This is a genomic window from Streptomyces glaucescens (assembly GCF_000761215.1).
GTDB lineage: Bacteria > Actinomycetota > Actinomycetes > Streptomycetales > Streptomycetaceae > Streptomyces > Streptomyces glaucescens_B.
Genome location: NZ_CP009438.1, coordinates 566279 through 587725, shown reverse-complemented (window position 1 = coordinate 587725; position 21447 = coordinate 566279). Strand labels below are relative to the sequence as shown.

Genomic DNA, 21447 nt, shown 5'->3' with positions numbered 1-21447 from the left:
CCGCCGTGGCCCGGCTCGGGATCCTGCGCCGAAAGGACGGGATCAGCCGGGCACCCGGGAGCGGGTCCCCCTCGGGGGACCGCGCCGGGCGGTGCCGCTCTTGCGGGGCCGGTCGTCCTGTTCCTGCAAGTAGGTGGTCAGCGTGGTGCGCAGGAACCGCTCGGCCGCGTCGGCGGCCTCCCGCGCACACCGCTTCCCCATGAGCACACACAGGGTGTAGCCCGAGTCCTCGAACGTCGCCCGCACCCGGCGGTCGGTCGGGGAAGCGAGCATGACCCGCTCCCACGCCCGGTACCGCCGCAGCTGCCGGGCGACTTCGGCTCTGGCGGGTAGCAGCATGGCGCCGTTCACCTTCCGGGGCACTCGATGGGCACGTCCCGACGGTCGGGCCGGTGGCCGCGCACGACGGTGCACGGAGTCCGTTACGGCGATCGAGTCCTTCACTCATGGTGCACGCGCGGCGACCCAGCGTCTTGTTGGAGCTTCAATCAGATCCCTGGTGTCGCTCCTGTTGCACGAATGGGCTAGCGCCCCCACTGTTGAGGTTACTCAGAAGCGATCGGTACTCACGCTTCGTGTCGGGGGATTCGGCCCGTCAGGGCCGTTCCGGCCCACTAGGGCGAGGAAGGGAGCGAGAGCCTCGCCGGTGAGGAGCCAACGACGATGAAGACCGCAGTGCCCTGCTACTACCACCTCGACGTGGAAGTCAGCCCGGAACGCGTCGGACAGGTCAGCCGCATCCTGGCCGCCCACCTCAGGTACTGGAACCTGGAGACGCTGGTCGAGCCCGTCTGCCGCGGCGCCGAGCTGCTGCTGAGGGCCATCGACGAGCACGCCACGGACAAGCACACCTCCATCGAGATGTGGTGGAACGGCCAGCACCTGATCACCGCCGTCGCGGACAACGACCGGGACCTGCGCCCGGACCAGGACCTGCGCGGCTGCCTCGAGCACATCGCCGCGATGAGCGACGGCTGGGGCTGCTGCGCCGCCGACACCGGCAGCAAGGTGATCTGGTTCTCCCAGCGCGCCCGGGCCGGCCGCCGTGCCCCGCTGGTCCCCACGGCGCCCACTCCGGGCCTGCGCGAGGGGCTCCAGGTGCCCCGCGAGCTGCCGGTCGCGTCCCTGGCCGCACCGGCCGGCACCGCCGACGGGGCTCTGGAGGACGCACGGTGACGAGCCAACCGCACCGCAACGCCGGGGTGCGCGCGTGGAGCGGGCACCCCTACCCGCTGGGTGCCTCCTACGACGGCCAGGGCACCAACTTCGCCCTCTTCAGCGAGGTCGCCGAACGGGTCGAACTCGTCCTCGTCGACGACGACGGCCGGCACCGCACGGTGCCGGTGAACGAGGTCGACGGCTTCGTCTGGCACTGCTACCTGCCCGGCGTCGGGCCGGGACAGCGGTACGGCTACCGGGTGCACGGTCCGTGGCACCCGGCCCTCGGCCAGCGCTGCAACCCCGCGAAACTGCTGCTCGACCCGTACGCGACGGCCGTCGACGGGCAGACCGACAACCACCCCTCGCTGTACGAGCGGTCGTCCGCCGGACCCGACCCGGCGGACAGCGCCGGGCACACGATGCTCGGCGTGGTCACCGACCCGTACTTCGACTGGGGCGACGACCGCCCGCCGCGGCGGGCCTACGCCGACACCGTGATCTACGAGGCCCACGTCCGCGGCCTGACCCGGACCCACCCCGAGGTGCCGCCCGAGCTGCGCGGCACCTACGCCGGGCTCGCCCACCCGGCGATCGTCGGCCACCTGACCTCGCTGGGCGTCACCGCCGTCGAACTGATGCCCGTGCACCAGTTCGTCCACGACGGGGTGCTCCAGGACCGCGGGCTGTCCAACTACTGGGGCTACAACACCATCGGCTTCTTCGCCCCGCACAACGACTACGCCGCCGACTCCACCGGCGGCCGGCAGGTCGCCGAGTTCAAGGCGATGGTCAAGGCGCTGCACGCGGCCGGCCTGGAAGTCATCCTGGACGTGGTCTACAACCACACCGCCGAGGGCAACGAGAAGGGCCCCACGCTGTCCTTCCGGGGCATCGACAACGCCTCGTACTACCGCCTGGTCGACGGCGACTGGCGGCACTACTACGACACCACGGGCACCGGCAACAGTCTGCTGATGCGGCACCCGTACGTGCTCCAGCTGATCATGGACTCGCTGCGGTACTGGGTCACCGAGATGCACGTCGACGGCTTCCGCTTCGACCTCGCCGCGACCCTGGCCCGGCAGTTCCACGAGGTCGACCGGCTGTCGGCGTTCTTCGACCTCATCCAGCAGGACCCGGTGATCAGCCGCGTCAAGCTGATCGCCGAGCCGTGGGACGTCGGCGAGGGCGGCTACCAGGTGGGCAACTTCCCGCCGCTGTGGTCGGAGTGGAACGGCATGTACCGGGACGCCGTCCGCGACTTCTGGCGCGGCGAGGAACACACGCTCGGCGAGTTCGCCTCCCGGCTGACCGGGTCGTCCGACATCTACCAGCACAGCCGGCGCCGGCCCCGCGCCAGCGTCAACTTCGTCACCGCCCACGACGGCTTCACCCTGCGCGACCTCGTCTCGTACAACGACAAGCACAACGAGGCCAACGGCGAGGGCAACCAGGACGGCGAGAGCACCAACCGGTCCTGGAACTGCGGCGCCGAGGGCGAGACCGACGACCCGGCGGTGCGGGAACTGCGCGCCCGGCAGCAGCGCAACTTCCTGGCCACGCTGATGCTGTCGCAGGGCATCCCGATGCTCTGCCACGGCGACGAGCTGGGCCGCACCCAGCGCGGCAACAACAACGCCTACTGCCAGGACAACGAGGTCTCCTGGATCGACTGGCGGCTGACCGGCGAACAGCGCGACCTGATGGAGTTCACCCGCTGCCTGATCGGGCTGCGCGCGGCCCATCCGGTGCTGCGCCGCCGGCGCTTCTTCCGCGGCGAGACCGCCGTGCGGCCGGACCAGCCGCTGCCCGACCTCGTCTGGCTGCTGCCCAACGCGAGCGAGATGAGCGACCAGGACTGGCTGCGCTCCGACGCGCACTGCGTCGGCGTCTTCCTCAACGGGGACGCCATCGCCGAGCCGGACTCCCGGGGCCGCCCGGTCGTCGACGACTCCTTCCTGCTGCTGCTGAACGGCTACTGGGAGCCCGTCGACTTCCGCCTCCCGGACGCCGCCTACGGCGAGCGCTGGACGACGGTCCTCGACACGGCGGTGCCGGACGTCCCGGACGAGACCGAGCACAAGGCCGGGGCCGTGGTGCCGGTGGAGAGCCGCAGCCTGGTCCTGCTGTCCCGGCCGCCGCGCGGCCGGCGGGCCGCGGACGGCTGACCGCGCGGGGAGTACGGCGGCGGGCGGACACCCGGAAGGGGTGTCCGCCCGCCGCCGTACTCCCCGCGCCCCCGTCCGGCCTACCGCTCCCGGCGGGAAGTGACCGTGAACTGCGCGCCGTCCGGGTCGCGCAGCACCGCCTCGTCGGGGCCCTCGCGCAGCACGCTGCCGCCGTGCAGCTCCGCGGCGCGGGCGCAGGCGGCGACCTCGGGCACGGAGAAGTGCACCTGCCAGTGGGGCCGGATGGTGGGGTCGGGCGCCGATTCGACGGCGCCCGACTCGATCCGGGCCACGATGTCGCCGCGGCTGCGCAGCACGACCTCCTCGCCCTCGTACTGCACCTCGCAGCAGCCGGGCCGCGCCGAGGCCCAGTCGAGGACCTCGCCGTAGAAGATCGCGGCGTCGAAGGCGTCCCGGGTGTGCAGCCGGACGAAGGCGGGCGCCGCCCGCCGCCAGGTCTCCCAGTCGGTGAACAGCGACCCCTCCCAGATCCCGAAGGTCGCCCCGTCCCGGTCGGCGAGCAGCGCCCCGCGCCCGGGCGGGAAGGAGATCGGCCCGACCGCGACGGTGCCGCCGCGCTCCTGGACCCGCCCCGCCACCTCGTCGGCGCTGCGCACGGCGAAGTACGGCGTCCAGGCGACCGCCGCCTGCCACATGCCGGCCATCCCGGCGATCCCGGCCACCGGCGCACCGTCCGCGAGGGCGATGCGGAACCGCTCGCCCAGCTTGGCCGAGCGCCACTGCCAGCCCAGCACGGCCGAGTAGAACGCCTCCGTGGCGGGCAGGTCCCGGCTGGTCAGGCTCACCCAGCAGGGTGCGCCGAAGACGGAGTCGGTGGAGACGACCTCGGCCGGGTGGGCGGCGGGTGTCCGGTGCTGTGTCATGGCAGTCGTTCCCTGCGTTCGTGGGGCCGGCGGCCACCGGTCCGTCACCAGTGTCCGACCGGAACCGCCTCTGGCGCCTGCCGAGTACCCCGGTGGCAGCCAGGACTCCCCGTGGGGAGGATGGACGGGTGGCAAGCACCCCGCGCGAACCGGCCGACGAGACGGACCGGATCTTCGCTCTCCAGCAGGAAGTGGCCCAGCTGAAGGAGGCCGTGTCCTCCCACGCCGTGGTGGACCAGGCGATCGGGATGATCGTCGCCCTGGGCCGGGTCGCCCCGGACGAGGGCTGGCAGGTGCTGAAGGAGGTCTCCCAGCACACCAACGTCAAGCTGCGCAACGTCGCGGAGCTGATCCTGATCTGGGGCCGCCGCGGCGAGATGCCCCCGGAGATCCGGGCGGAACTGGAGGACGCCCTCGACCGCCACGGCCCGACCCAGATCCCGGGGGCACCGCGCAATGGCCCCTGAGCGCACGAGCGCGTGACGCCGCCGGGCCCGCCCCTCGGGGCGGGCCCGGCGGCACAGGTCCCGGCACACGTCCGGCGGCGCGCCGCCTAGCGCATCTCCGAGAGCAGTTCCTCCCGCAGGCGGGCGAAGCAGGCGCTCAGCAGGCGGGAGACGTGCATCTGGGAGATGCCCAGCTGCTCCGCGATGGTGCTCTGCGTCATGCCGCAGAAGAACCGCAGGTAGAGGATGGTGCGCTCGCGCTCGGGCAGGGCCTCCAGGCACGGACGGACGGCCACCCGGTCCACGACGGTGTCGAAGCGGGGGTCGGGGCCGCCTATCGCGTCCCCGAGGGCGTACCCGTCGGTGCCGGGCATCTCGGCCTCCAGGGAGAGGGCGGAGAAGCACTCCAGGGCCTCCATGCCGGTGGCCACCTCGGCCTCGCTGAGCTGGGCGTGCGCGGCGATCTCGGCGACCGTCGGCGCGCGGCCCGGCGTGGTCTGGGCCAGCTCCTTGGCGGCCTTGCGGACCCGGTTGCGCAGGTCCTGGACGCGCCGGGGCACGTGGAGGGTCCACATGTGATCGCGGAAGTGCCGCTTGATCTCGCCGGTGACGGTCGGCACGGCATACGCCTCGAAGGCCCGGCCGCGGGAGGGGTCGTAGTGGTCGACGGCCTTCACCAGTCCGAGGGCCGCCACCTGGTACAGGTCCTCCAGGGCCTCCCCCCGGCCGCGGAACCGGACGGCGATCCTCTCCGCCATGGGAAGCCAGAGCCGGACCAGTTCGTCCCTCAGGGCCCGGCGCTCCGGGCTGCCCTCGGGCAGCTTCTGGAGTCGTTCGAACGCTTCCGTGGTGTCCGGGGCGTCGTCGTGCGGATGCTGCTTCGTTCTGCCGGCCGTACGCATCGTGCGCGTGCCTCCCTCACGGGGTGCCGGATGGGCGGACACCGTGGGAGGCGTGTGCTCGGGCTCTGGCATACGGGACGCCGGGGTCCCCTGCGCGCGGGCTCCCACGGACGTGCCTCCTGTCCGAAGCACATCCTCACTCATTCCCCGGACAAAACCGGACGAAACGCCCCGGTCGCCTTCCCTGCCGCCCCCGCCGGGACCGCGGGCCGCGACGATCACCGGCCGGACCCCGCAACGTGATGTGCGGCACGCCCGCGCACCCCGCCCGTCCGGGCCCCGGCGGATTCCTCCTGCCCACGCCTTGATCAGCGATCAAGCCCCGGAGAACACCGGCAACCGCCCATTCGGCTCATTTGACAGTGCGCTCGGGCCGCGGATAGGAAGCACCTCTTGAGAGGTCGAGAGGTGGAGTGTGTACGAACCGAACGTGGTCGGGGACTGGCACGAGTACGACGAGCACGCCGGTCTGCGTCTGCGCGTCCACCGTCTGGAGCGGGCCGAGCCGCCCCGCGGACGGGACGACGCGGCCGACGGGCTGACCTACTTCCGCCTCCGCGTCGCGATCGAGAACCGCGGCGCCGGACGCTTCGGCGTCCACCTCGAGGACGGCCAGATCGACGTGCGGATCGGCCCCGACGGGGAGAGCGCCTTCATGGACTGGCGCAACTCGCAGTTCATCGAGGGCTACGACATCTACCCGCTGCGCCGGATCACCGCCGTGCTCTACGCCGCCGGCCCCGAGAGCGCGCTCGGCCAGGTCGACGTGCAGGTCCAGTTGCGGGTGGACGACGAGTGGACCGACCGCCGGATGTGGGCGGGCGGCGTCGGCCTGCCCGAGGGAACGGCGTGCGCGCACCCCCCGGCCGGCCGGGACAGCCTCGCCCACCAGGTGAGCAACTTCCTGCGCGACCAGGCGGAGGAAGGCACCGCCTGACGCGCCCGCCCGCCGGTCAGTGCGGGATGCCGTCGATGATCTCCCGGGCGCCCTGCCGCAGCAGCGCCACCGCCACCGAGGTGCCGAGGGTCGCGGCGTCCAGCCGGCCGGCCCACTCGTGGGCGTTCAGCCGGGTCTTGCCGTCCGGGGTGAACACACACGCCCGCAGGGACAGTTCGCCGCCCCGGTCCACCCGGGCGTAGCCGGCGATCGGGCTGTTGCAGTGGCCCTGCAGGACGTGCAGGAACATCCGCTCCGCGGTCGCCTCCCGGTGCGTCGCCGGATCGCCGAGCGCGCTGACCGCGTCGATCAGGGCGGTGTCGTCCTCGCGGCACTGCAGGGCGAGGATGCCCGCGCCGATGGGCGGCATCATCGTCTCCGGGGACAGCACCTCGCTGATGACGTCCCGGCGGCCGATGCGCTCGAGACCGGACACCGCGAGCAGCAGGGCGTCCGCCTCGCCCGCCGCCAGCTTCTCCAGCCGCCGGTTGGCGTTCCCGCGGAACGGCACGCACTCCAGGTGCGGGTGGGTGGCGGCCAGCTGGGCGATCCGGCGCACCGAGGAGGTGCCGATGCGGGTGCCCGCCGGCAGCTCGTCGAGGGTGAGGCCACCGGGGTGCACCAGCGCGTCACGGATGTCGTCGCGCTCGAGGAACGCCGCGAACACCGTGCCCGCCGGCAGCGGCCGGTCGGCGGGCACGTCCTTGACGCAGTGCACCGCGAGATCGGCCGCGCCGGCCAGCAGCGCGGCGTCGACCTCCTTGGTGAAGGCGCCCTTGCCCTCGACCAGGGACAGGTCCCCCAGCCACTTGTCGCCCGTCGTCCTCACGGGCACCACCTCGGTGCGCACACCGGGATGCAGGGCGGCCAACTCGGCGCGCACCCGCTCCACTTGGGCCAGGGCCATGGGCGAGTCACGCGAGACGATACGGATCAGCTCCGGAACGGACATGGCGGACACGATAGCCCCTCGGCCGCACCCGCCTCGACGGGGCACCGGCCCGGCGGCGCGCCGGGCGGGCCGCTCAGCGCACCGTCCCTTCGGCGGTGTCCGCGCTCCAGGCGGCGATCCGGCCGGACAACGGGCCGGTGCCGTCCAGGACGTGCCGGGAGAACGCCTCCCGCTCGTGCGCCAGCACGGCCGCCTCCCACACACAGGGCGCGAGCCCGGTCCGCCCCGGCCGCAGCAGTCCGGGCCGCCCGGCCGGGCCGGTGAAGACGGCGAGGTCCGCCATGTGCCCCTCGATCCAGGTGTGCACCAGCACGTAGTCGCCGTCGCCGCCCGCGTGCACGATCAGCACGGACAGGCCGAGCGAGCCGCGCTGCCCGCCGAGCGCCAGGTGGGCCCCGGCGAGCCGCAGCGCGGCCTCGACGTCCGGCTCGGCGACCGTGCGGCCCGGTGCCTGGAGGGCGTACGTCTTCACCAGGTGGCCGGCCGCCTCACGGGTGCCGGCCGGGCGGACGGTGCGGGCGTGGTGGCCGTCGGCCAGGGCGAGCAGCGCGGCCGCGCCGACCGCCGCAGGCAGCCTGTCGTCATGATCCATCCGGCCATCATCGGCTGACCCGGCGGGCTCAGACCAGCGGTTCGCTCAGTTCCACCGCGCGCCGGGCGGCGGCGAGCGCCACCTCGTCGCCGACGTCGAGCGCGGTGTCGGCGAACTTGATGACGTGCTCGTCGCCGTGTGCCAGGGCCTCTTCGACCAGCTCTCCGGCGGTCAGCCGGGCGGGCGGGACCCGCTCGGCCGGCTCGTCCGGGGCGTACATCGCGGTGACCGCCGCGGAGGCCGTCCAGGCGGCGTGCAGACTCGGCACCCACAGCTCGCGGGGGAGGGCGTCCAGGGTGCGCAGCACCGCGTTGGGGGCGGTGGCCGCGTGCACGAGCATCGTCGGGTCGCCGTGGCCGTGGGTGGCGTAGCGGTGGGTGGCGGCCCGGACGAGTTCGGTCAGCCGCTCGCGTGCGGCCTCCGGGCCGGTCACGTCGTCCGCCCACACGGGCAGGCGCCGTACGGCGGCCAGCCGCGCGAGGTAACCGCCCTGCGCGGACTCGACCGGGGGCACGGCGTCCAGGCTGCCGGCGGCGCTCGGCGCGCCCGGCAGCGGCTCGATGCCTGCGACGGGAAGGTGACGGGCCGCCCAGTAGCCGAGGGCGTGGGCGAGTTCGGTGCGCCGCGGCTCGTTCTCCCGGTCCCGCAGGGCGCGCACGGCGTGGCCGACGCGGATGACCGGGTGGGTCGCGCCGGCGTACAGCCCGGGCAGCAGGCGCGGCCACCACTCGGCGAGCACGGCGCGCCACGGGCGCTCGGCGACGGCGCGGGTGAAGTGGTCGACCCAGTCGGCCGCCCGCCGCGGATCGCCCAGCGCCCGCGCCCAGTTGGCGTCGGTGACCCGCTCGGTCCGGGCCGGGAACTCCTCCAGCCGGTCGTCGTACAGGTCCAGCCAGCGGTGCACGGCCCCCGCCCGTCCGTGCGCGGCCAGCGACTCGACCACCATGGGAGCGTGGTTGCTGAGCCAGCCCCGGAACTCCGGACCGGTGGTGTGCAGCCGTTCGAAAGCCTCGTCGAGCCGTCCGCTCGTGTCGCTCGTGGTCATGCGCCGGACGCTACGGCAGCGACGGCGCCGTGTGATCGGCCGCGGGGCTGACCCGCGCCACGCCCCGGGGCCTAAGCCCCGGGGCCCACATCCGGGGGCGGCAAGGCTAAGGGCCTGTCGTTCGGATCACCCCGGCGTCGCGGGGCCTGGCACGCGCATCTGCGGCGTTGTCGTCGGTCGCCGACGCTCCGCGTCGACTCCCTCCTCCGCCTCGCAGCCGCACGCACCAGACCCCGCTCGGGTCGGTCGAGAGGCTCCGGACCTCAAGCCGGGCTGATCCAAACGAAAGGCCCTAGGCGTACGGGTCGAAGGGGACGCCCGACGGCTTCGCCGACGCCAGGTGGCCGGCGAAGCTGCCGTCCTTCAGGCCGAAGTGGGCGCTGCCGAAGTCGTACGCGGACAACTTCTCCCGCACGCCCGCCGGGTAGCCGTTCCAGCCGACCAGCGGCGGGTACTGCCAGGTCCGCTCGTGGTTCTCCGGCGGCTCGTCGTTCGAGCCCGCCAGGCGGAAGCAGTGGGTGCCGATGCCGTCCTTGTGGTAGACGACCTTCGCGTGGGTGCCGTCGAAGCGCACCGCGGAGGCGGCGGTGATCGTGAACGAGCCGTGGTTGGACGTCGCGACGTACCGCACCTGGTCGTTCTGCACCCAGACCACGACGTGCTCCCAGTCGTGCCGGTGCCCGCCGATGCTCGTGCCCGGCAGCGCCTGGTCCTTCTCGAAGTACAGGCCGTACAGGTACGCGCACCAGCCGTTGTCGCACTTGGAGCGGGAGTAGCTGTTGGTGTTGTCCAGGTCGGAGGCGTCCCGGCAGTTGCCGTTGAGCGCGCCGGTCGGGCTGAGCCCGCCGTTGACGGTACCGTCCGCGCTGATCGCGGGCGTCGGGTAGCAGCCGTCCGTGTCGTAGTCGAACGCGGGCTGGTAGGCGCGCTCGGCCGCCTCCGCGTTCGCGGGCAGGGCGGGCGGCGGGGCGGCGAAGGCGGTGGCCGGGAAGGCGACGACGAACGCGGCGGCCCCGGCGAGAGCGGTGAACCATCTCCGGCGGTGCGATACGGACTTCTGCGACGACACTGCGGCCTCCTCGGGGAATCCGGGCGCAGCCCAACGGCTGTGGGGGGAAAGGGAGTTCAGGATCCCGGTAAATCCCGCCCGTGCCAAGGGACCCCAGATGTCCCGGCAGTGAACCGCGGCGCAAGAAACGGTGCGTGGCGAACCGTCAGACCATGTCGTCCGGCAGGTCGGCCGACGACTCCTCGGGCGTGAGGTCCGGCCGCAGCCGCAGCCACGACGGCTGGCGGAGCAGTCCGGCCCGGGTGCGGGTGCTGTACCGCACCTCGCCCACCAGCCGGGGCAGCACCCAGTGCGCGCCCGGTGCCGCCGGCGCCGGGCGGAACGGGCAGACATCGGTCGCCAGTTCGCCGAGCAGCGCGGCCAGCTCGGTGCGCTCGGCCTCGCTCCAGCCGGTGCCCACGCTGCCGACGTAGCGCAGCGTGTCCCCGGCCCGCTGGCCCACCAGTACGGCGCCCGGCAGCCCGGTCAGCCGGCCCTTGCCGGGCAGCCAGCCGCCCACGACGACGTCCTCCCCGCGCATGTTGCGGATCTTGATCCAGGCGCGGGACCGCACCCCCGGCTCGTACACCGAGTCCAGCCGCTTGCAGACCAGTCCTTCGAGACCGTGCTCACGGGTCGCCCGCAGCGCCTCCTCGCCGTGCCCCACCAGCGCTCCCGGCGTCGACCAGAAGGGTCCCTCCAGGCCCAGCTCCAGCAGGCGCGCGCGCCGCTCGGTGTAGGGCCGGCGGAGCAGGGAGGCGCCCGCGAGGTGCAGCACGTCGAACAGCACGAGGTGGACCGGGACCCGGGCCGCCCGGCGGGCCGCCCTGGCGGGGGCGTGGGCGAGGCCCATCCGGGACTGGAGGAGCTGGAAGTCGGCACGGCCCCGTTCGTCCAGCGCCAGCACCTCGCCGTCGAGGATCGCGGGCGTGCCGCCGAGGGCGGCGCCGAGGGGCCGCAGCTCGGGGTAGGCGCCGGTGATCTCCTCCCCGGACCGGGCCCGCAGCACCACGCCGCCGTCCCCGGCGAGGTACACCACCGCCCGCTGGCCGTCCTGCTTGGTCTCGTACGCCCAGCGCGCGTCCTGGGCGGCGGGCGGCAGGGTGCCGGGGGTGGCGAGCATGGGGGCGATCAGCGGCAGGGTCACGGCTTGAGGTGTCGACGGCGGGGGGCGCGGTCACGCGTGTCGCCCGGCGGTTTCGCCTGAACGGCGCCGCGCGCCCGGCCCGCGCCGCGCACCGTGGGCGGCGCCCGCCCAGGTCCCCGGCGGTCAGGGCTCGGCCAGTCCCCGCAGCAGCACCACCCCCACCGCGGGCAGGACGACGAGCGGGACCAGGGCGGTCCGCAGCGAGGTGGCGTCGGCGAGCGCGCCCAGCACCGGCGCCGCCAGGCCCCCGACGCTCACGGTCAGCCCCAGCGTGACCCCGCTCGCGGTGCCCACGCGGCCCGGCAGATAGTCCTGGCCCAGGGTGATGTGCAGCGCGAACGGCACGTACAGCCCGGCCGAGGCCAGTGCGACGAACCCGTACACCGCGGGGCCGGGCACCAGCACCACCCCCGCCACGGCGAGCACGGTCAGCGCGTACGAGCGCCGCACCACGGCCAGCCGCCCGTACCGCTCGGCCAGCCGCGCCCCCGCCACGGTGCCCACCGCGCCCCCGGCGTACAGCACGAACAGCGCCGCCGTGCCCGCGGCCGCCCCGCCGCCGGTGCGCTCGCGGACGTACAGCGCCACGAAGGTGCTCAGCCCCAGGAACACGATCGAGCGGCACACCACCGCGCCCGACAGCCGCAGGAACGACGGCCAGTCGTCGCGCCCGCCGTCCGTCCGCCCCGCCGCGGCCCGCCCGCTGCGGGGGCCCACGGCGCGGACCGCCGCCGCGCACAGCACCGCCCCCGCCAGCGCGGGCACCGCCAGCAGGGGAGAGGCGCCCAGACCACCCCCGGCGACGACCGCCCACACCAGCAGCGGGGCGAGCGCGAAACCGACGTTGCCGCCGAGGGAGAACCAGCCCATGGCCGTATGACTGCCGCCCGCCGCGAGCCGCGCCACACGCGCCGCCTCCGGGTGGTACGCGGCGATCCCCACCCCCGACAGCGCGACCGCCGCGAGGGTGAGGGCGTAGGAGCCGCCGAGCCCGCTCAGCGCCACTCCGGCGCCGCCGGCCAGCGCGGCGAGCGGCAGCAGCCACGGCAGCTCCCGCCGGTCGGTGAGCACGCCGAACAGCGGCTGCACCACCGAGGAGAGCAGGGAGGCGGCCAGCACGACGCCCGAGGCGGCGGCGTAGGTGTAGGCGCGCTCGGCGACGAAGTACGGCACCAGCGCGGCGACCGCGCCCTGGTACACGTCGACGCAGGCATGCCCCAGGGACATCAGCGTGATCGGGCGGGCACGGGGACGGGAACGGTTAGGAGACGGCGACGTGGTCTTCTCTTCGGTCACGGACCGATCGTCACGCCCCGGCCCGCTGTCCCGCTTCCGATAAACTGCCGGATCATGCCGGACATCCGCCACACGGCGAAAGCGCCCACCCGCGCCCAGCACCTGGCCGCGGGCGACCGCATCGACGCCCACCGGCACGACGAGCACCAGATCGTCTACGCGGGCGCCGGCGTGCTCGCCGTCACCACCGACGCCGGCACCTGGTTCGCCCCCGGCACCCGCGCCATCTGGGTCCCCGCCGGCACCGTGCACGCCCACCGGGCGCACGGCCACCTGGAACTGCACCTGGTCGGACTGCCCGCCCACGACAACCCCCTCGGCCTGGACACTCCCACGGTCCTCACCGTCGGCCCGCTGCTGCGCGAACTGATCCGCGCCTACACCCGCGACCCCGAGGACACCGGACCGCAGCGCCGCCGGCTGCTCGCCGTCCTGCGCGACGAGCTGCGCGCCTCCCCGCAGCAGCCGCTGGTCCTGCCCGCCCCCGCCGACCCGCGCCTGGCCGCCGTCTGCGCCCTCGTGCACGCCGACCCCGCCGAGCCCCGTACCCTCGCCCAGCTCGGCGCCGCCACCGGCACCGGCGAACGCACCCTGAGCCGGCTGTTCCGCAGCGAGTTCGGCATGACCTTCCCCCAGTGGCGCACCCAGTCCCGGCTCTACCACGCCCTGCGGCTGCTCGCCGACGGAACGCCGGTCACCACCGTCGCGCACCGCTGCGGCTGGTCCTCCGCCAGCGCCTTCATCGAGGTCTTCCGCGGCGCGTTCGGCTGCACTCCGGGCGCTCACCAGCGCGGCGGCTGACGACCCCGGGGCGGCGGTGACCGCCCCGTCACCGTCCGATACGATCCGGCGGCAGTCCGCCACCGAGGAGGAACCGTGTCACGGTCCGCACGTTCGCCCCTGCTGCTCGCCGGCCTGCTGGCCACCGCGGGCGTCGCCCACTTCGCCGCCCCACGCACCTTCGACGCGATCGTCCCGCGCAGCCTGCCGGGCGAGCCGAGGACGTGGACCCGCGCCAGCGGAGTCGCCGAACTCGCCCTCGCGGCAGGCCTGGCGCTGCCCGGGACCCGCAAGGCCGCCGCGCTGGCCACGGCCGCCTTCTTCGTCGGCGTCTTCCCCGCCAACGTGAAGATGGCCCGCGACTGGCGGGACCGCCCCGGTCGGCTCAGGGCCGCCGCCTACGGACGGCTGCCCCTGCAGCTCCCGCTGGTGCTGTGGGCCCGCAGCGTCGCGAAGAACGCGGAGGGACGGTCATGAGCGCCCGCGTGAACGTCGGCGACACGGTCGACGACTTCTCCCTGCCCGACGAGAACGGGGTCACCCGCAGCCTGACCGGACTCCTCGCCGAGGGGCCCGTGGTGCTGTTCTTCTACCCCGCCGCCCTCACCCCCGGCTGCACCGCCGAGGCCTGCCACTTCCGGGACCTGGCCGCCGAGTTCGCCGCCGTCGGCGCCCGCCCGGTCGGCATCAGCGGCGACAGCGTCGAACGGCAGCAGGAGTTCACCGGCCGGCACCGGCTCGGCATGCCCCTGCTCTCCGACGCCGACGGCGCGGTCCGCGAACGCTTCGGCGTGAAGCGCGGATTCAGCCTGGCGCCCACCAAGCGGGTCACCTTCGTCATAGCGAAGGACCGCACGGTCCTGGAGATCGTGCGCAGCGAACTGCGCATGAACACCCACGCCGACCGCGCCCTCGCCGCGCTCCGCGCCCACCAGGGCTGACCCGCGCCTCGCGTCGCGCCCCGCGCCTCGCGTCCCCCTGGTGCCGGCCGTCGGCGCGTCGCCCTCGTGCCGGCGGCCGGCGGCGGGGCCGCGCGCCGGGTCAGGACAGCGGGATCACCACCTCGTCCTCCACCGGCGGGTCGAGTTCCTGGGCGCGGTGGCCCGTCGCGGCGTGGCAGCGCAGGCGCACGGCGTCGGGCGACACGTCGATCCGCAGGAACGACTTGAAGAAGGGCGGGGTGTGGGTCGCGCAGCAGGGGGAGAGCAGGCCGGTGTACATCTTGCGGACGGGGAGGCGGAAGCGGGGGGTGCGGCCCGGCCGGCGGCCGGTGCCGAGCAGGGCGGCGACCAGGCGGGTGCGGCGGGTGACGGGGGCCGGCGCCTCACCGGTGCGGGCGGGCCGGCCGTGCAGGCGTTCCGCGACGACGGCCGCGGCCTGCGCCTCGGTGAGCGTGAACAACCGCCGCAGCCGGGTGCGCCGGGCGTAGATCCCGCTGTAGAAGGCCAGCGAGTCGCCGCGCAGCGGATAGCAGCGGAAGTCCTCCTCCGTCAGGCCGTCGACCCTTACCGGGGGGATCGTGTGGGTGGCGTGCGTGAAGGCCCCGCCGCCGCCCGCGACGACGTACTGGATGGTGCGGTCGCCCTCCACCCGCACCGGATACCGCTGGTAGTTGTGGATGTCGCCGCCGATCGCCGCGACGTAGCGGTGCGCGGGGTCGCGGACGATCTCGTCGACCGTGCCGCCGCCCTCGATGGGGCACGGCCGGTGCGCGCCGTCGACGATCAGCGGCCGGCCGGTGATCAGGATCTTCGGACGCGGGTCGCGGGAGACCTCGCGCAGCCAGGCGCCCTGTTCGGCGTCGAGCGTGCCGAGCAGCCCGGTGTCGATACCCACGATCCGGATCGGCCCGGCGTCGATCGCCCAGTACGGGCCCGGCTGGACGGACAGCTGGGCGGGCGCGGAGCGCAGTTTGCGGGCCTGCGCGAAGCCCGCCTCGTCCGCCGGGCCGGGCCGGTGCCACAGCAGGGCGCGCAGCCAGGCCCGTGACAGCGGACGCGGCCGGGGCTCGGGCGGCAGCGGCGGCGCGTCGTCGCAGAAGACGCGCATGAACCCGTGCAGGTCCTCGTACCAGTCGTGGTTGCCGGGCACGGCGTAGACGGGGGCCGGATAGTCCTGGTACGGCCGGAAGAACTTGTCGCCGTAGTCGTCCGTGGCGCCCACGGGGTAGATGACATCGCTGGCGATGATCATGAACTGGGTGTCCTGGCCGACCCGCAGCAGGCCCGGTACCACTGCGTACTGCGGATCGCCGCCCTCACCCGTGTCCCCGGCCACCAGGAACGCGAAGCTGTCCGGGTCGGAGCGCCGGATCACCTTGTCCGCGGGCGCCCCGGCCGCCGCCTGCTGGGCCACCCAGCGGCTGCGGGTACGGCCCGTGGGGTCCCCGAACCAGGACGCCAGCATGCCGTTGCGGGCGGCCCACAGCGTCCCGGGGTCGAGCCACGACAGTTTCCTGCCCCGGGCCGGGACCAGCCGGCGGTAGTCGCCAAGTTCGGGCTCGCCCCAGCCGGCGCCCGCGGCGGTATCACGTGAGGAGTCAGACACCAGTGCATCGTAATGATGATCGAGAACGGCGCGGGACAGAACCTCGGACGAACCGGTGGTCCCATCTCGCGCCGCCTCACGAGGAGTTGCTCAGCTGAACGGATCCAGTGTCAGATACGCCTGCTGCGGCGCGCCGTCGTGGACGAGGGACTCGTGGTGGCCGACGTCGTCGAAGGCGAACGCGTACGCCTTGCCGTCGGCCATGCGCTCGTGGATGATCCGCGCGTAGTGGTTGGTCACCGCGTCCTGGTAGAACCCTGCGGACGAACCGTCCGGCTGATTTGGGTTGGCCAGCAGCGTCGACCGGTTGAACCCGGCGCACAGGGTGCGGGAGAGGGGGCCGCGCACCTCGTCGTTGGGCGCGTCGAGCAGCTTGTGGCAGCCGAAGACGCTGTCGGCGTCCGGCTTCTGGAAGCTGGTCACGACCGCCCCCGCGCTGTTGGTGAAGCGCAGCACGCCGCCCGACACCCGGCCCTGGTACTTGATGTGCGGCCGGTCGGCGAATGGGGTGACCGTCAGCGTCGTGGTCGCGTACTTCTGCCACACGCGGTTGATGTAGTCGTCCATCACGGACGCCGGGATCTTCCCGGTCCCGACGCCGTGCGCCGGGGACAGCGCCCGCAGCACGGTGCCGTCGGACCGCGTCTGCACCAGGCCGCCCCAGCCGCCCGGCTGGGCCCGCAGGGCCGTGAACACCCCGTTGTAGCCGCCGGGCTTGAGCCGTCCGGTGCTGGCCGTGGACCCGTCACCGCGCCGCACCCCGACCGCGTACGGCGCGGAGAACATGTCGACCTGGGTGCTGTTGAGCCACAGCCCGGAGTCGTTCAGCGTGTACTCGGACCAGTTGAAGAGAATGTCGTGGTTGGGGTCGCTCGGGTTCTGCACCGCGGGCTGCACCAGTCCGCCGGTGGCGAGCCGGAAGTCCAGCTTGCGGCCGTAGGAGAAGTAGATCCGGCCGGAGAGCTTGGGGATGCGGATCGTCGTGGACCGGCCGGCGGCGGGGCCGGGGATCGAGGCGTCCGGGGCCGGGACGGGCGGGATGCCGCCGGCGGGCCAGGGGTGGAAGGTGCCGCCCGCGTCGGCCCAGCCCTGCTGACCGGTGGTCAGCGAGGTGCCGAGGACGTAGACGTGGACCTGGTCGCCGCGGCCCGAGTTGTTGGTGATCGTCAGCGGGATCGTGGCGGGGACCGCGGCGTCGGCGGCCGGGGGTGTGCCCAGGGTGAGCAGGCCGCCGAGCAGGGCGGCTGCGGCGGCCAGGGCCGCCGTCCGGGCGTGTCTGAGGGATGTGAGCATGCCTCACCTCCGTGCGGGGAGCGCTGTGGGGGGAACGGAGTGGACGGGTGGGGTGAGCGTTCGGTGGTGGACGGATGGGGTGGACGGACCGTTTCGCGCCTGGTCCGGACCAGCTCTTGAGAGCGCTCTCAGATTCGCGCCACGTCGCGCTCATGTCAATGACCGCGACGCGGCCGAAAGACATCGGCGGGTGAGCGGGCGTCAGCGGGACCCGCGGAACGTACGGCTCAGCAGATCCAGCACCGCCGCCCAGTGCCGCCGGTCGCCCTCCGCGTCGTACGCCGAGGTGTCGGCCTGGGTGTACCCGTGCCGCGTGCCCGCGTAGACCTCGCAGCGGTGCCGTACCCCCGCCTCGGACAGCGCCTCCTCCAGCCGCTCCAGCTCTTCGGCGGAGTCGTCCTCGGCCTGCCCGAAATACACCTCCGCGGTGATGCGGGGGGCCAGCAGGTGCGGACTGTCCGGCAGGTCCGTGGCGAGCCGCGCCCCGTGGAACCCGGCCACCGCGGCGATCCGGTCCGGATGGGTGCCCGCCGTGTACAGCGCGAGCTGGGCACCCATGCAGTACCCGACCGAGGCCACTGGGCCGTCCGCCGCCGCCGGGCAGCCGGCGAGGTACTCCAGATACGCCTCCGCGTCCCGCATCGCCACGTCAGGGGTGAGCGCGAGCACCAGCGGGGCGAGGCGCCGGAACAGCCCCGGCCGCGACTCGTCGTCGATGAACTCCGGAAGCTCGACCACGGGGGCGCGGCCGTTGCGGTGGAGGACGTTGGGCAGCAGCACCGTGTACCCCGCGGCGGCCAGCCGGTCGGCCATCGACCGCAGCCCGGGCCGCGGGCCGAAGGCGTCCATGAAGAGCAGCACCGCCGGGTGCGGACCACCGTCCCGCGGATGGACGAGGTAGGCGTCGGCGACGCCGTCCCCGGTGCGGATCTCCACGGCGGTTCCCTGTACGGCGGTCATGGCGGCGGGGTCACCTCTCTGCGCTGGGCGGTCGAACGGGGCCCGGAGAGCCGGGCCCGGGCCATGGCGGCACGGGAGACGCGGCTCTCCGGGCCGTCACCAGGGGTCACTCGAAGCGGGTGGTGTCCCCCGCGCCCCGCCGGACGATCTCCACGTCGCCACCGGAGAAGTCGATGACCGTCGTCGGCTCGGTGCCGCAGTCACCGGAGTCCAGCACCGCGTCCACCACGTGGTCGAGCCGGTCCTTGATCTCCCAGCCCTGCGTCATCGGCTCGTCCTCGTCCGGCAGCAGCAGGGTGCTCGACAGCAGGGGTTCGCCCAGTTCGGCGAGGAGCGCCTGGGTGACCACGTGGTCGGGGATGCGCACCCCGACCGTCTTCTTCTTCGGGTGCATCAGGGCGCGCGGCACCTCCTTCGTCGCGGGGAGGATGAAGGTGTAACTGCCGGGCGTGGAGGCCTTGACGGCCCGGAACACGTCCTTGTCGACCCGGACGAACTGACCGAGCTGTGCGAAGTCCTCGCACACCAGGGTGAAATGGTGCCGGTCGTCCAGCCGGCGGATGGAGCGGATCCGGTCGACCCCGTCCCTGCTGCCGATCCGGCAGCCCAGCGCGTAGCAGGAGTCCGTCGGGTACGCGATGAGCGCACCGGACCGCACGGCGTCGGCGATCTGCGCGATGGTGCGCGCCTGCGGGTTGTCGGGGTGCACGTCGTAGTACTTCGCCATCCGTCGAGCTTATGCCGTCGCCGCGTCCCCGGCCGCCCGGCCCCGCCCGGTCGCCCGGCCCCGCCCGGCCGGCCCGTCGCCGCCCGCCGCGGGGGCCGCGTCCCGGCGGCCGGGCCGCTTTGACGCAGGTATGGCCGCATACCTAATCTGGGGTCATGTCCGACACCGGCACACCCGCGCGGCGCACCGCTCGCGTGGCCTCCGAGCTCGCGGCCTGTCTGCCCGCCCTGCACCGGGCCCTGGACCGGCGGATCGGCAGGGAGTTCCCCCACCCCAAGCCGCCGGAGGGCCAGCTGCTGCTGCTGCGTCTCGTCGCGCAGCAGGAGGGCTGCACCGTCCGGGAGGCCGCCGAGGCCCTGCTGATGAAGCCGAACAACGTCAGCGCGCTGGTCTCGCAGATGACCGAGCGGCACCTGCTGGAGCGCCGGCCGGACCCCGACGACAAGCGCGTCGCCCACCTGCACCTCACCGAGACCTCCCGGCGCCGGCTCGCCGAGGTCCGGGAGCTGGAGGAGGCCCACCTCGGCGAGGCCCTGGCCGCCCTCACCGACCGTGAGAGGGACGCCCTCGACGCCGCCACCGGCGCCCTGGCGTCGCTGGCCCGCCACCTCCACTCCGCGCCCGCCGGGCCCCGCTGACGTCCGCCGTTCCCTCTCCGCCCGGACCCCTGGCGCCGCCGGGACGTGAGGTAACGTCCCCCCTCACGAACCGGAGCAGGACGAGGAACGAGGAGAAGCCGACATGGCCGGCCGGGCACCCGGGGCCGTCATGGGCACCGCGCACCACACCGTCACGCCGACCTGGGCGGAAGAACTCCTGGACCAACTGCGGCCCAACGCGCGGGACCCGCGCCGGGTCGTCGCCTGGCTCGCCGAGACCGTCGCCGCCGACGTCTGCCTCACCGACGCCGACGGCACCCCGCTGGCCGGCCGCCCGGTCCCCGCCGACCCGGCGCTCACCGCGGACCTCGCCGCGGGCCGGATCGCCGCCGCCGCACTGGAGGACCACGGCCGCCATCTCCGCCTGCTCCCCGTCGCGTTGCCCCAGCGCGCGCGGGCGGCCGTGCTCACCGTCGCGCGCGCCGCGCCCTTCGACCGGCGCGCGGCCGACATCGTCACCCACACCGCCGGCGTCCTGGAACTCCTGCTGCGCGCCCACCAGACCACCGCCGCCGGACACCGCCTCGAACGGGCCGCGTCCGACCTGCGGCTGGCGATCCTGCAACTGCTCATGGTCGAGGACACCGTCTCCGCCCGCCGGGTCGCCGCCGGACTGTGGCCGGGACTCCTCGACACCGACACGGCCCGCGTGTACGTCGCCGAGTGCCACCCCGAACAGCGCGACCGGCTCGTCCGGGCCTGCCTCGACGCCACCGGGGAGCGGGCCCTCGTGGTCCGCTGCCCCGCCATGGACGGCCACGTCATCGTCGTCGTACCCGGCGGGACGGACGCGGACGAGCTGCGGTCGCTGATCGACGGCAGGCCCGGCACCTTCCTCGGCGGCAGCACCCGGCAGAGCCTCGCCCGGACCGCGGCCGCCTACGGACAGGCGGTCAGCGCCCTGGCCGTCGCCCGCTTCCGGTCCGACCGGGCCGCGCTGTACGCCGAACGCACCCGCCCGGAACGCCTGATGGACCCGGACGCCCTGCGCGAGTGGACCCGCGACGTGCTGCGCCCCCTGGACGGCCTCGCCCACCACGTCCGCGCCGAACTCCTCACCACCACCCGGATGGGCCTGCAGTTCACCGCCGTGAACACGGCGAAGGTGCTCGGCGTCAGCCGCAACACCGTCCGCGCCCGCATGGACCGCGTGGAGGGGCTGCTGGGCGCCGACTTCTCCGACCTGGCCGCACGCGCCGCCGTCCACCTGGCCCTCAACACCCAGGCCGGACTCGGCGGCACCGTCCACGACCCCGCCACCCGGGGCCGGACCGGGCTGGGCGGCCTGCTGTCCGGGCCGGCGGTGCGGACCTGGGCGCACGCCCTGCTCGCCCGCCTCGACGCCGACGGACGCGACCTGCGCGGCACCCTGCGCGCCTGGATCGCCGCCGGCGGCAACGCCGAACGCGCCGCCCAGCGGCTGGGCGTGCACGCGCAGACCGTCCGCGAGCACGTCCGCGCCGCCGAGCCCGTCCTGGAGCGCCAGCTCCTCGCCGCGGGCAGCGACCTGTACGAGGTCGTGCTCGCGCATCTGGCGCTCGGCGACCTCCCCGAGCCCGCCCTGCGCCCGGCAGACCGGAACAATCCGGACTCGGCTGTGCACGGGTGAGTCCTCCGCGCGCCGGAGCAGGCATCGACGCGGTTTCCCGGCCGCGCACCCGGGACGTAGGTTCGCTGTCGCCGGGGGAAGGCGCGACCGGAGCGGGGGACCGGTCGCGCCTTCCCCCGCGGCACCCCTCAGCCGCGGCGCGGCACCGCACGGCCGCCGGTCCTCCCGGGCCCGGCCGCCCGCGGACGAGCGGCACGCCGGCGGGCACAACGCGCCGCCCGCGGTGGCGGCCGGCCCGGACGCCGCTCCTGGTGTGGTCCTCCCCAGGACGGGTACCCGGCCCGCAGCTCCGAG

General features: G+C 74.3%; 22 protein-coding genes. 9 read left to right on the top strand and 13 right to left on the bottom strand.

The window, feature by feature from the left end; genetic code table 11:
* Nucleotides 1-42: 42 nt before the first annotated feature.
* Nucleotides 43-339, bottom strand: coding sequence for a DUF5133 domain-containing protein (locus tag SGLAU_RS02495; RefSeq protein ID WP_043506182.1), 297 nt, complete (start codon nucleotides 337-339; stop codon nucleotides 43-45).
* 324 nt (nucleotides 340-663) lie between these two features.
* Between SGLAU_RS02495 and SGLAU_RS02490 the strand changes: the two genes are divergently transcribed.
* On the top strand, nucleotides 664-1176 hold the full coding sequence (locus tag SGLAU_RS02490; protein ID WP_043497939.1) for a hypothetical protein: 513 nt from the start codon (nucleotides 664-666) through the stop codon (nucleotides 1174-1176).
* Nucleotides 1173-3329: a glycogen debranching protein GlgX gene (gene glgX, locus SGLAU_RS02485; RefSeq protein ID WP_052413581.1), complete on the top strand. Its 2157-nt coding sequence runs from the start codon at nucleotides 1173-1175 to the stop codon at nucleotides 3327-3329. The genes SGLAU_RS02490 and glgX overlap by 4 nt, the downstream gene beginning before the upstream one ends.
* Nucleotides 3330-3409: 80 nt before the next feature.
* On the opposite strand, the gene SGLAU_RS02480 is transcribed toward glgX, so the two are convergent.
* Complete coding sequence (locus SGLAU_RS02480) at nucleotides 3410-4213, bottom strand: VOC family protein (protein WP_043497938.1); 804 nt, start codon at nucleotides 4211-4213, stop codon at nucleotides 3410-3412.
* Between the two features lie 128 nt (nucleotides 4214-4341).
* On the opposite strand from SGLAU_RS02480, the gene SGLAU_RS02475 reads away from it, so the two are divergent.
* Complete coding sequence (locus SGLAU_RS02475; RefSeq protein ID WP_043497936.1) at nucleotides 4342-4680, top strand: ANTAR domain-containing protein; 339 nt, start codon at nucleotides 4342-4344, stop codon at nucleotides 4678-4680.
* Nucleotides 4681-4766: 86 nt separating this feature from the next.
* Here the strand turns inward: SGLAU_RS02475 and SGLAU_RS02470 are convergent, their stop codons facing one another.
* Nucleotides 4767-5561 carry an RNA polymerase sigma factor SigF gene (locus SGLAU_RS02470; RefSeq protein WP_043497934.1) on the bottom strand — a complete coding sequence of 265 codons (795 nt, stop codon included), beginning with the start codon at nucleotides 5559-5561 and terminating at the stop codon, nucleotides 4767-4769.
* Nucleotides 5562-5976: 415 nt separating this feature from the next.
* Between SGLAU_RS02470 and SGLAU_RS02465 the strand changes: the two genes are divergently transcribed.
* A complete protein-coding gene (locus SGLAU_RS02465) occupies nucleotides 5977-6498 on the top strand; it encodes a hypothetical protein (protein WP_043497932.1) in 522 nt (173 codons plus the stop codon).
* A 16-nt stretch (nucleotides 6499-6514) separates the two neighbouring features.
* Here SGLAU_RS02465 and hemC read toward each other — a convergent pair whose 3' ends face one another.
* The 6 genes from hemC to SGLAU_RS02435 form a co-directional block, all read right to left on the bottom strand.
* Nucleotides 6515-7450: a hydroxymethylbilane synthase gene (gene hemC, locus SGLAU_RS02460; RefSeq protein ID WP_043497930.1), complete on the bottom strand. Its 936-nt coding sequence runs from the start codon at nucleotides 7448-7450 to the stop codon at nucleotides 6515-6517.
* 73 nt (nucleotides 7451-7523) lie between these two features.
* Complete coding sequence (locus tag SGLAU_RS02455) at nucleotides 7524-8042, bottom strand: hypothetical protein (RefSeq protein ID WP_043497929.1); 519 nt, start codon at nucleotides 8040-8042, stop codon at nucleotides 7524-7526.
* Nucleotides 8043-8070: 28 nt separating this feature from the next.
* Nucleotides 8071-9087 carry a questin oxidase family protein gene (locus tag SGLAU_RS02450; RefSeq protein WP_043497928.1) on the bottom strand — a complete coding sequence of 339 codons (1017 nt, stop codon included), beginning with the start codon at nucleotides 9085-9087 and terminating at the stop codon, nucleotides 8071-8073.
* Nucleotides 9088-9379: 292 nt separating this feature from the next.
* Nucleotides 9380-10156 (bottom strand): NPP1 family protein, encoded by a 777-nt coding sequence (locus SGLAU_RS02445; RefSeq protein WP_043497927.1) that lies wholly within the window; start codon nucleotides 10154-10156, stop codon nucleotides 9380-9382.
* Nucleotides 10157-10301: 145 nt separating this feature from the next.
* Nucleotides 10302-11282, bottom strand: coding sequence for an ATP-dependent DNA ligase (locus SGLAU_RS02440; RefSeq protein WP_043497925.1), 981 nt, complete (start codon nucleotides 11280-11282; stop codon nucleotides 10302-10304).
* A 123-nt stretch (nucleotides 11283-11405) separates the two neighbouring features.
* Nucleotides 11406-12509, bottom strand: a complete 1104-nt coding sequence (locus SGLAU_RS02435; RefSeq protein ID WP_052413580.1) for an MFS transporter — start codon at nucleotides 12507-12509, stop codon at nucleotides 11406-11408.
* Nucleotides 12510-12632: 123 nt separating this feature from the next.
* Between SGLAU_RS02435 and SGLAU_RS02430 the strand changes: the two genes are divergently transcribed.
* From SGLAU_RS02430 to SGLAU_RS02420, 3 genes are all read left to right on the top strand, one after another.
* Nucleotides 12633-13379: an AraC family transcriptional regulator gene (locus tag SGLAU_RS02430; RefSeq protein ID WP_043497923.1), complete on the top strand. Its 747-nt coding sequence runs from the start codon at nucleotides 12633-12635 to the stop codon at nucleotides 13377-13379.
* A 75-nt stretch (nucleotides 13380-13454) separates the two neighbouring features.
* The gene (locus SGLAU_RS02425; protein ID WP_043497921.1) at nucleotides 13455-13835 is read left to right on the top strand and encodes a DoxX family protein; all 381 of its coding nucleotides are present in this window, start codon (nucleotides 13455-13457) and stop codon (nucleotides 13833-13835) included.
* The gene (locus SGLAU_RS02420; RefSeq protein WP_043497919.1) at nucleotides 13832-14299 is read left to right on the top strand and encodes a peroxiredoxin; all 468 of its coding nucleotides are present in this window, start codon (nucleotides 13832-13834) and stop codon (nucleotides 14297-14299) included. Before SGLAU_RS02425 ends, SGLAU_RS02420 begins: the two co-directional genes overlap by 4 nt.
* 100 nt (nucleotides 14300-14399) lie before the next feature.
* Here the strand turns inward: SGLAU_RS02420 and SGLAU_RS02415 are convergent, their stop codons facing one another.
* The 4 genes from SGLAU_RS02415 to SGLAU_RS02400 all read right to left on the bottom strand — a co-directional run bounded on the left by SGLAU_RS02415 (nucleotide 14400) and on the right by SGLAU_RS02400 (nucleotide 18885).
* Nucleotides 14400-15905, bottom strand: a complete 1506-nt coding sequence (locus tag SGLAU_RS02415; RefSeq protein ID WP_043497917.1) for a metallophosphoesterase family protein — start codon at nucleotides 15903-15905, stop codon at nucleotides 14400-14402.
* Between the two features lie 90 nt (nucleotides 15906-15995).
* Nucleotides 15996-17198, bottom strand: a complete 1203-nt coding sequence (locus SGLAU_RS02410; protein WP_043497915.1) for a glycoside hydrolase family 64 protein — start codon at nucleotides 17196-17198, stop codon at nucleotides 15996-15998.
* Nucleotides 17199-17399: 201 nt separating this feature from the next.
* Complete coding sequence (locus SGLAU_RS02405; RefSeq protein ID WP_043497912.1) at nucleotides 17400-18158, bottom strand: dienelactone hydrolase family protein; 759 nt, start codon at nucleotides 18156-18158, stop codon at nucleotides 17400-17402.
* A 106-nt stretch (nucleotides 18159-18264) separates the two neighbouring features.
* Entirely contained in the window at nucleotides 18265-18885 is a 621-nt protein-coding gene (locus SGLAU_RS02400) for an L-threonylcarbamoyladenylate synthase (protein ID WP_043497909.1), read from the bottom strand.
* Nucleotides 18886-19040: 155 nt separating this feature from the next.
* Between SGLAU_RS02400 and SGLAU_RS02395 the strand changes: the two genes are divergently transcribed.
* On the top strand, nucleotides 19041-19523 hold the full coding sequence (locus SGLAU_RS02395) for a MarR family winged helix-turn-helix transcriptional regulator (RefSeq protein WP_043497906.1): 483 nt from the start codon (nucleotides 19041-19043) through the stop codon (nucleotides 19521-19523).
* A 103-nt stretch (nucleotides 19524-19626) separates the two neighbouring features.
* A complete protein-coding gene (locus SGLAU_RS02390) occupies nucleotides 19627-21153 on the top strand; it encodes a helix-turn-helix domain-containing protein (protein WP_043497904.1) in 1527 nt (508 codons plus the stop codon).
* The last annotated feature ends 294 nt before the right edge of the window (nucleotides 21154-21447 follow it).

What these genes read in the sequence shown, in the direction of transcription:
- SGLAU_RS02450 (WP_043497928.1), bottom strand. Translation starts at nt 9,087, where the DNA reads ATGACCACGAGCGACACGAGCGGACGGCTCGACGAGGCTTTCGAACGG.
- SGLAU_RS02400 (WP_043497909.1), bottom strand. Translation starts at nt 18,885, where the DNA reads ATGGCGAAGTACTACGACGTGCACCCCGACAACCCGCAGGCGCGCACC.
- SGLAU_RS02410 (WP_043497915.1), bottom strand. Translation starts at nt 17,198, where the DNA reads ATGCTCACATCCCTCAGACACGCCCGGACGGCGGCCCTGGCCGCCGCA.
- SGLAU_RS02470 (WP_043497934.1), bottom strand. Translation starts at nt 5,561, where the DNA reads ATGCGTACGGCCGGCAGAACGAAGCAGCATCCGCACGACGACGCCCCG.
- SGLAU_RS02395 (WP_043497906.1), top strand. Translation starts at nt 19,041, where the DNA reads ATGTCCGACACCGGCACACCCGCGCGGCGCACCGCTCGCGTGGCCTCC.
- SGLAU_RS02405 (WP_043497912.1), bottom strand. Translation starts at nt 18,158, where the DNA reads ATGACCGCCGTACAGGGAACCGCCGTGGAGATCCGCACCGGGGACGGC.
- SGLAU_RS02455 (WP_043497929.1), bottom strand. Translation starts at nt 8,042, where the DNA reads ATGGATCATGACGACAGGCTGCCTGCGGCGGTCGGCGCGGCCGCGCTG.
- SGLAU_RS02435 (WP_052413580.1), bottom strand. Translation starts at nt 12,509, where the DNA reads ATGTCCCTGGGGCATGCCTGCGTCGACGTGTACCAGGGCGCGGTCGCC.
- SGLAU_RS02430 (WP_043497923.1), top strand. Translation starts at nt 12,633, where the DNA reads ATGCCGGACATCCGCCACACGGCGAAAGCGCCCACCCGCGCCCAGCAC.
- SGLAU_RS02420 (WP_043497919.1), top strand. Translation starts at nt 13,832, where the DNA reads ATGAGCGCCCGCGTGAACGTCGGCGACACGGTCGACGACTTCTCCCTG.
- SGLAU_RS02390 (WP_043497904.1), top strand. Translation starts at nt 19,627, where the DNA reads ATGGCCGGCCGGGCACCCGGGGCCGTCATGGGCACCGCGCACCACACC.
- SGLAU_RS02480 (WP_043497938.1), bottom strand. Translation starts at nt 4,213, where the DNA reads ATGACACAGCACCGGACACCCGCCGCCCACCCGGCCGAGGTCGTCTCC.
- SGLAU_RS02490 (WP_043497939.1), top strand. Translation starts at nt 664, where the DNA reads ATGAAGACCGCAGTGCCCTGCTACTACCACCTCGACGTGGAAGTCAGC.
- SGLAU_RS02495 (WP_043506182.1), bottom strand. Translation starts at nt 339, where the DNA reads ATGCTGCTACCCGCCAGAGCCGAAGTCGCCCGGCAGCTGCGGCGGTAC.
- hemC (WP_043497930.1), bottom strand. Translation starts at nt 7,450, where the DNA reads ATGTCCGTTCCGGAGCTGATCCGTATCGTCTCGCGTGACTCGCCCATG.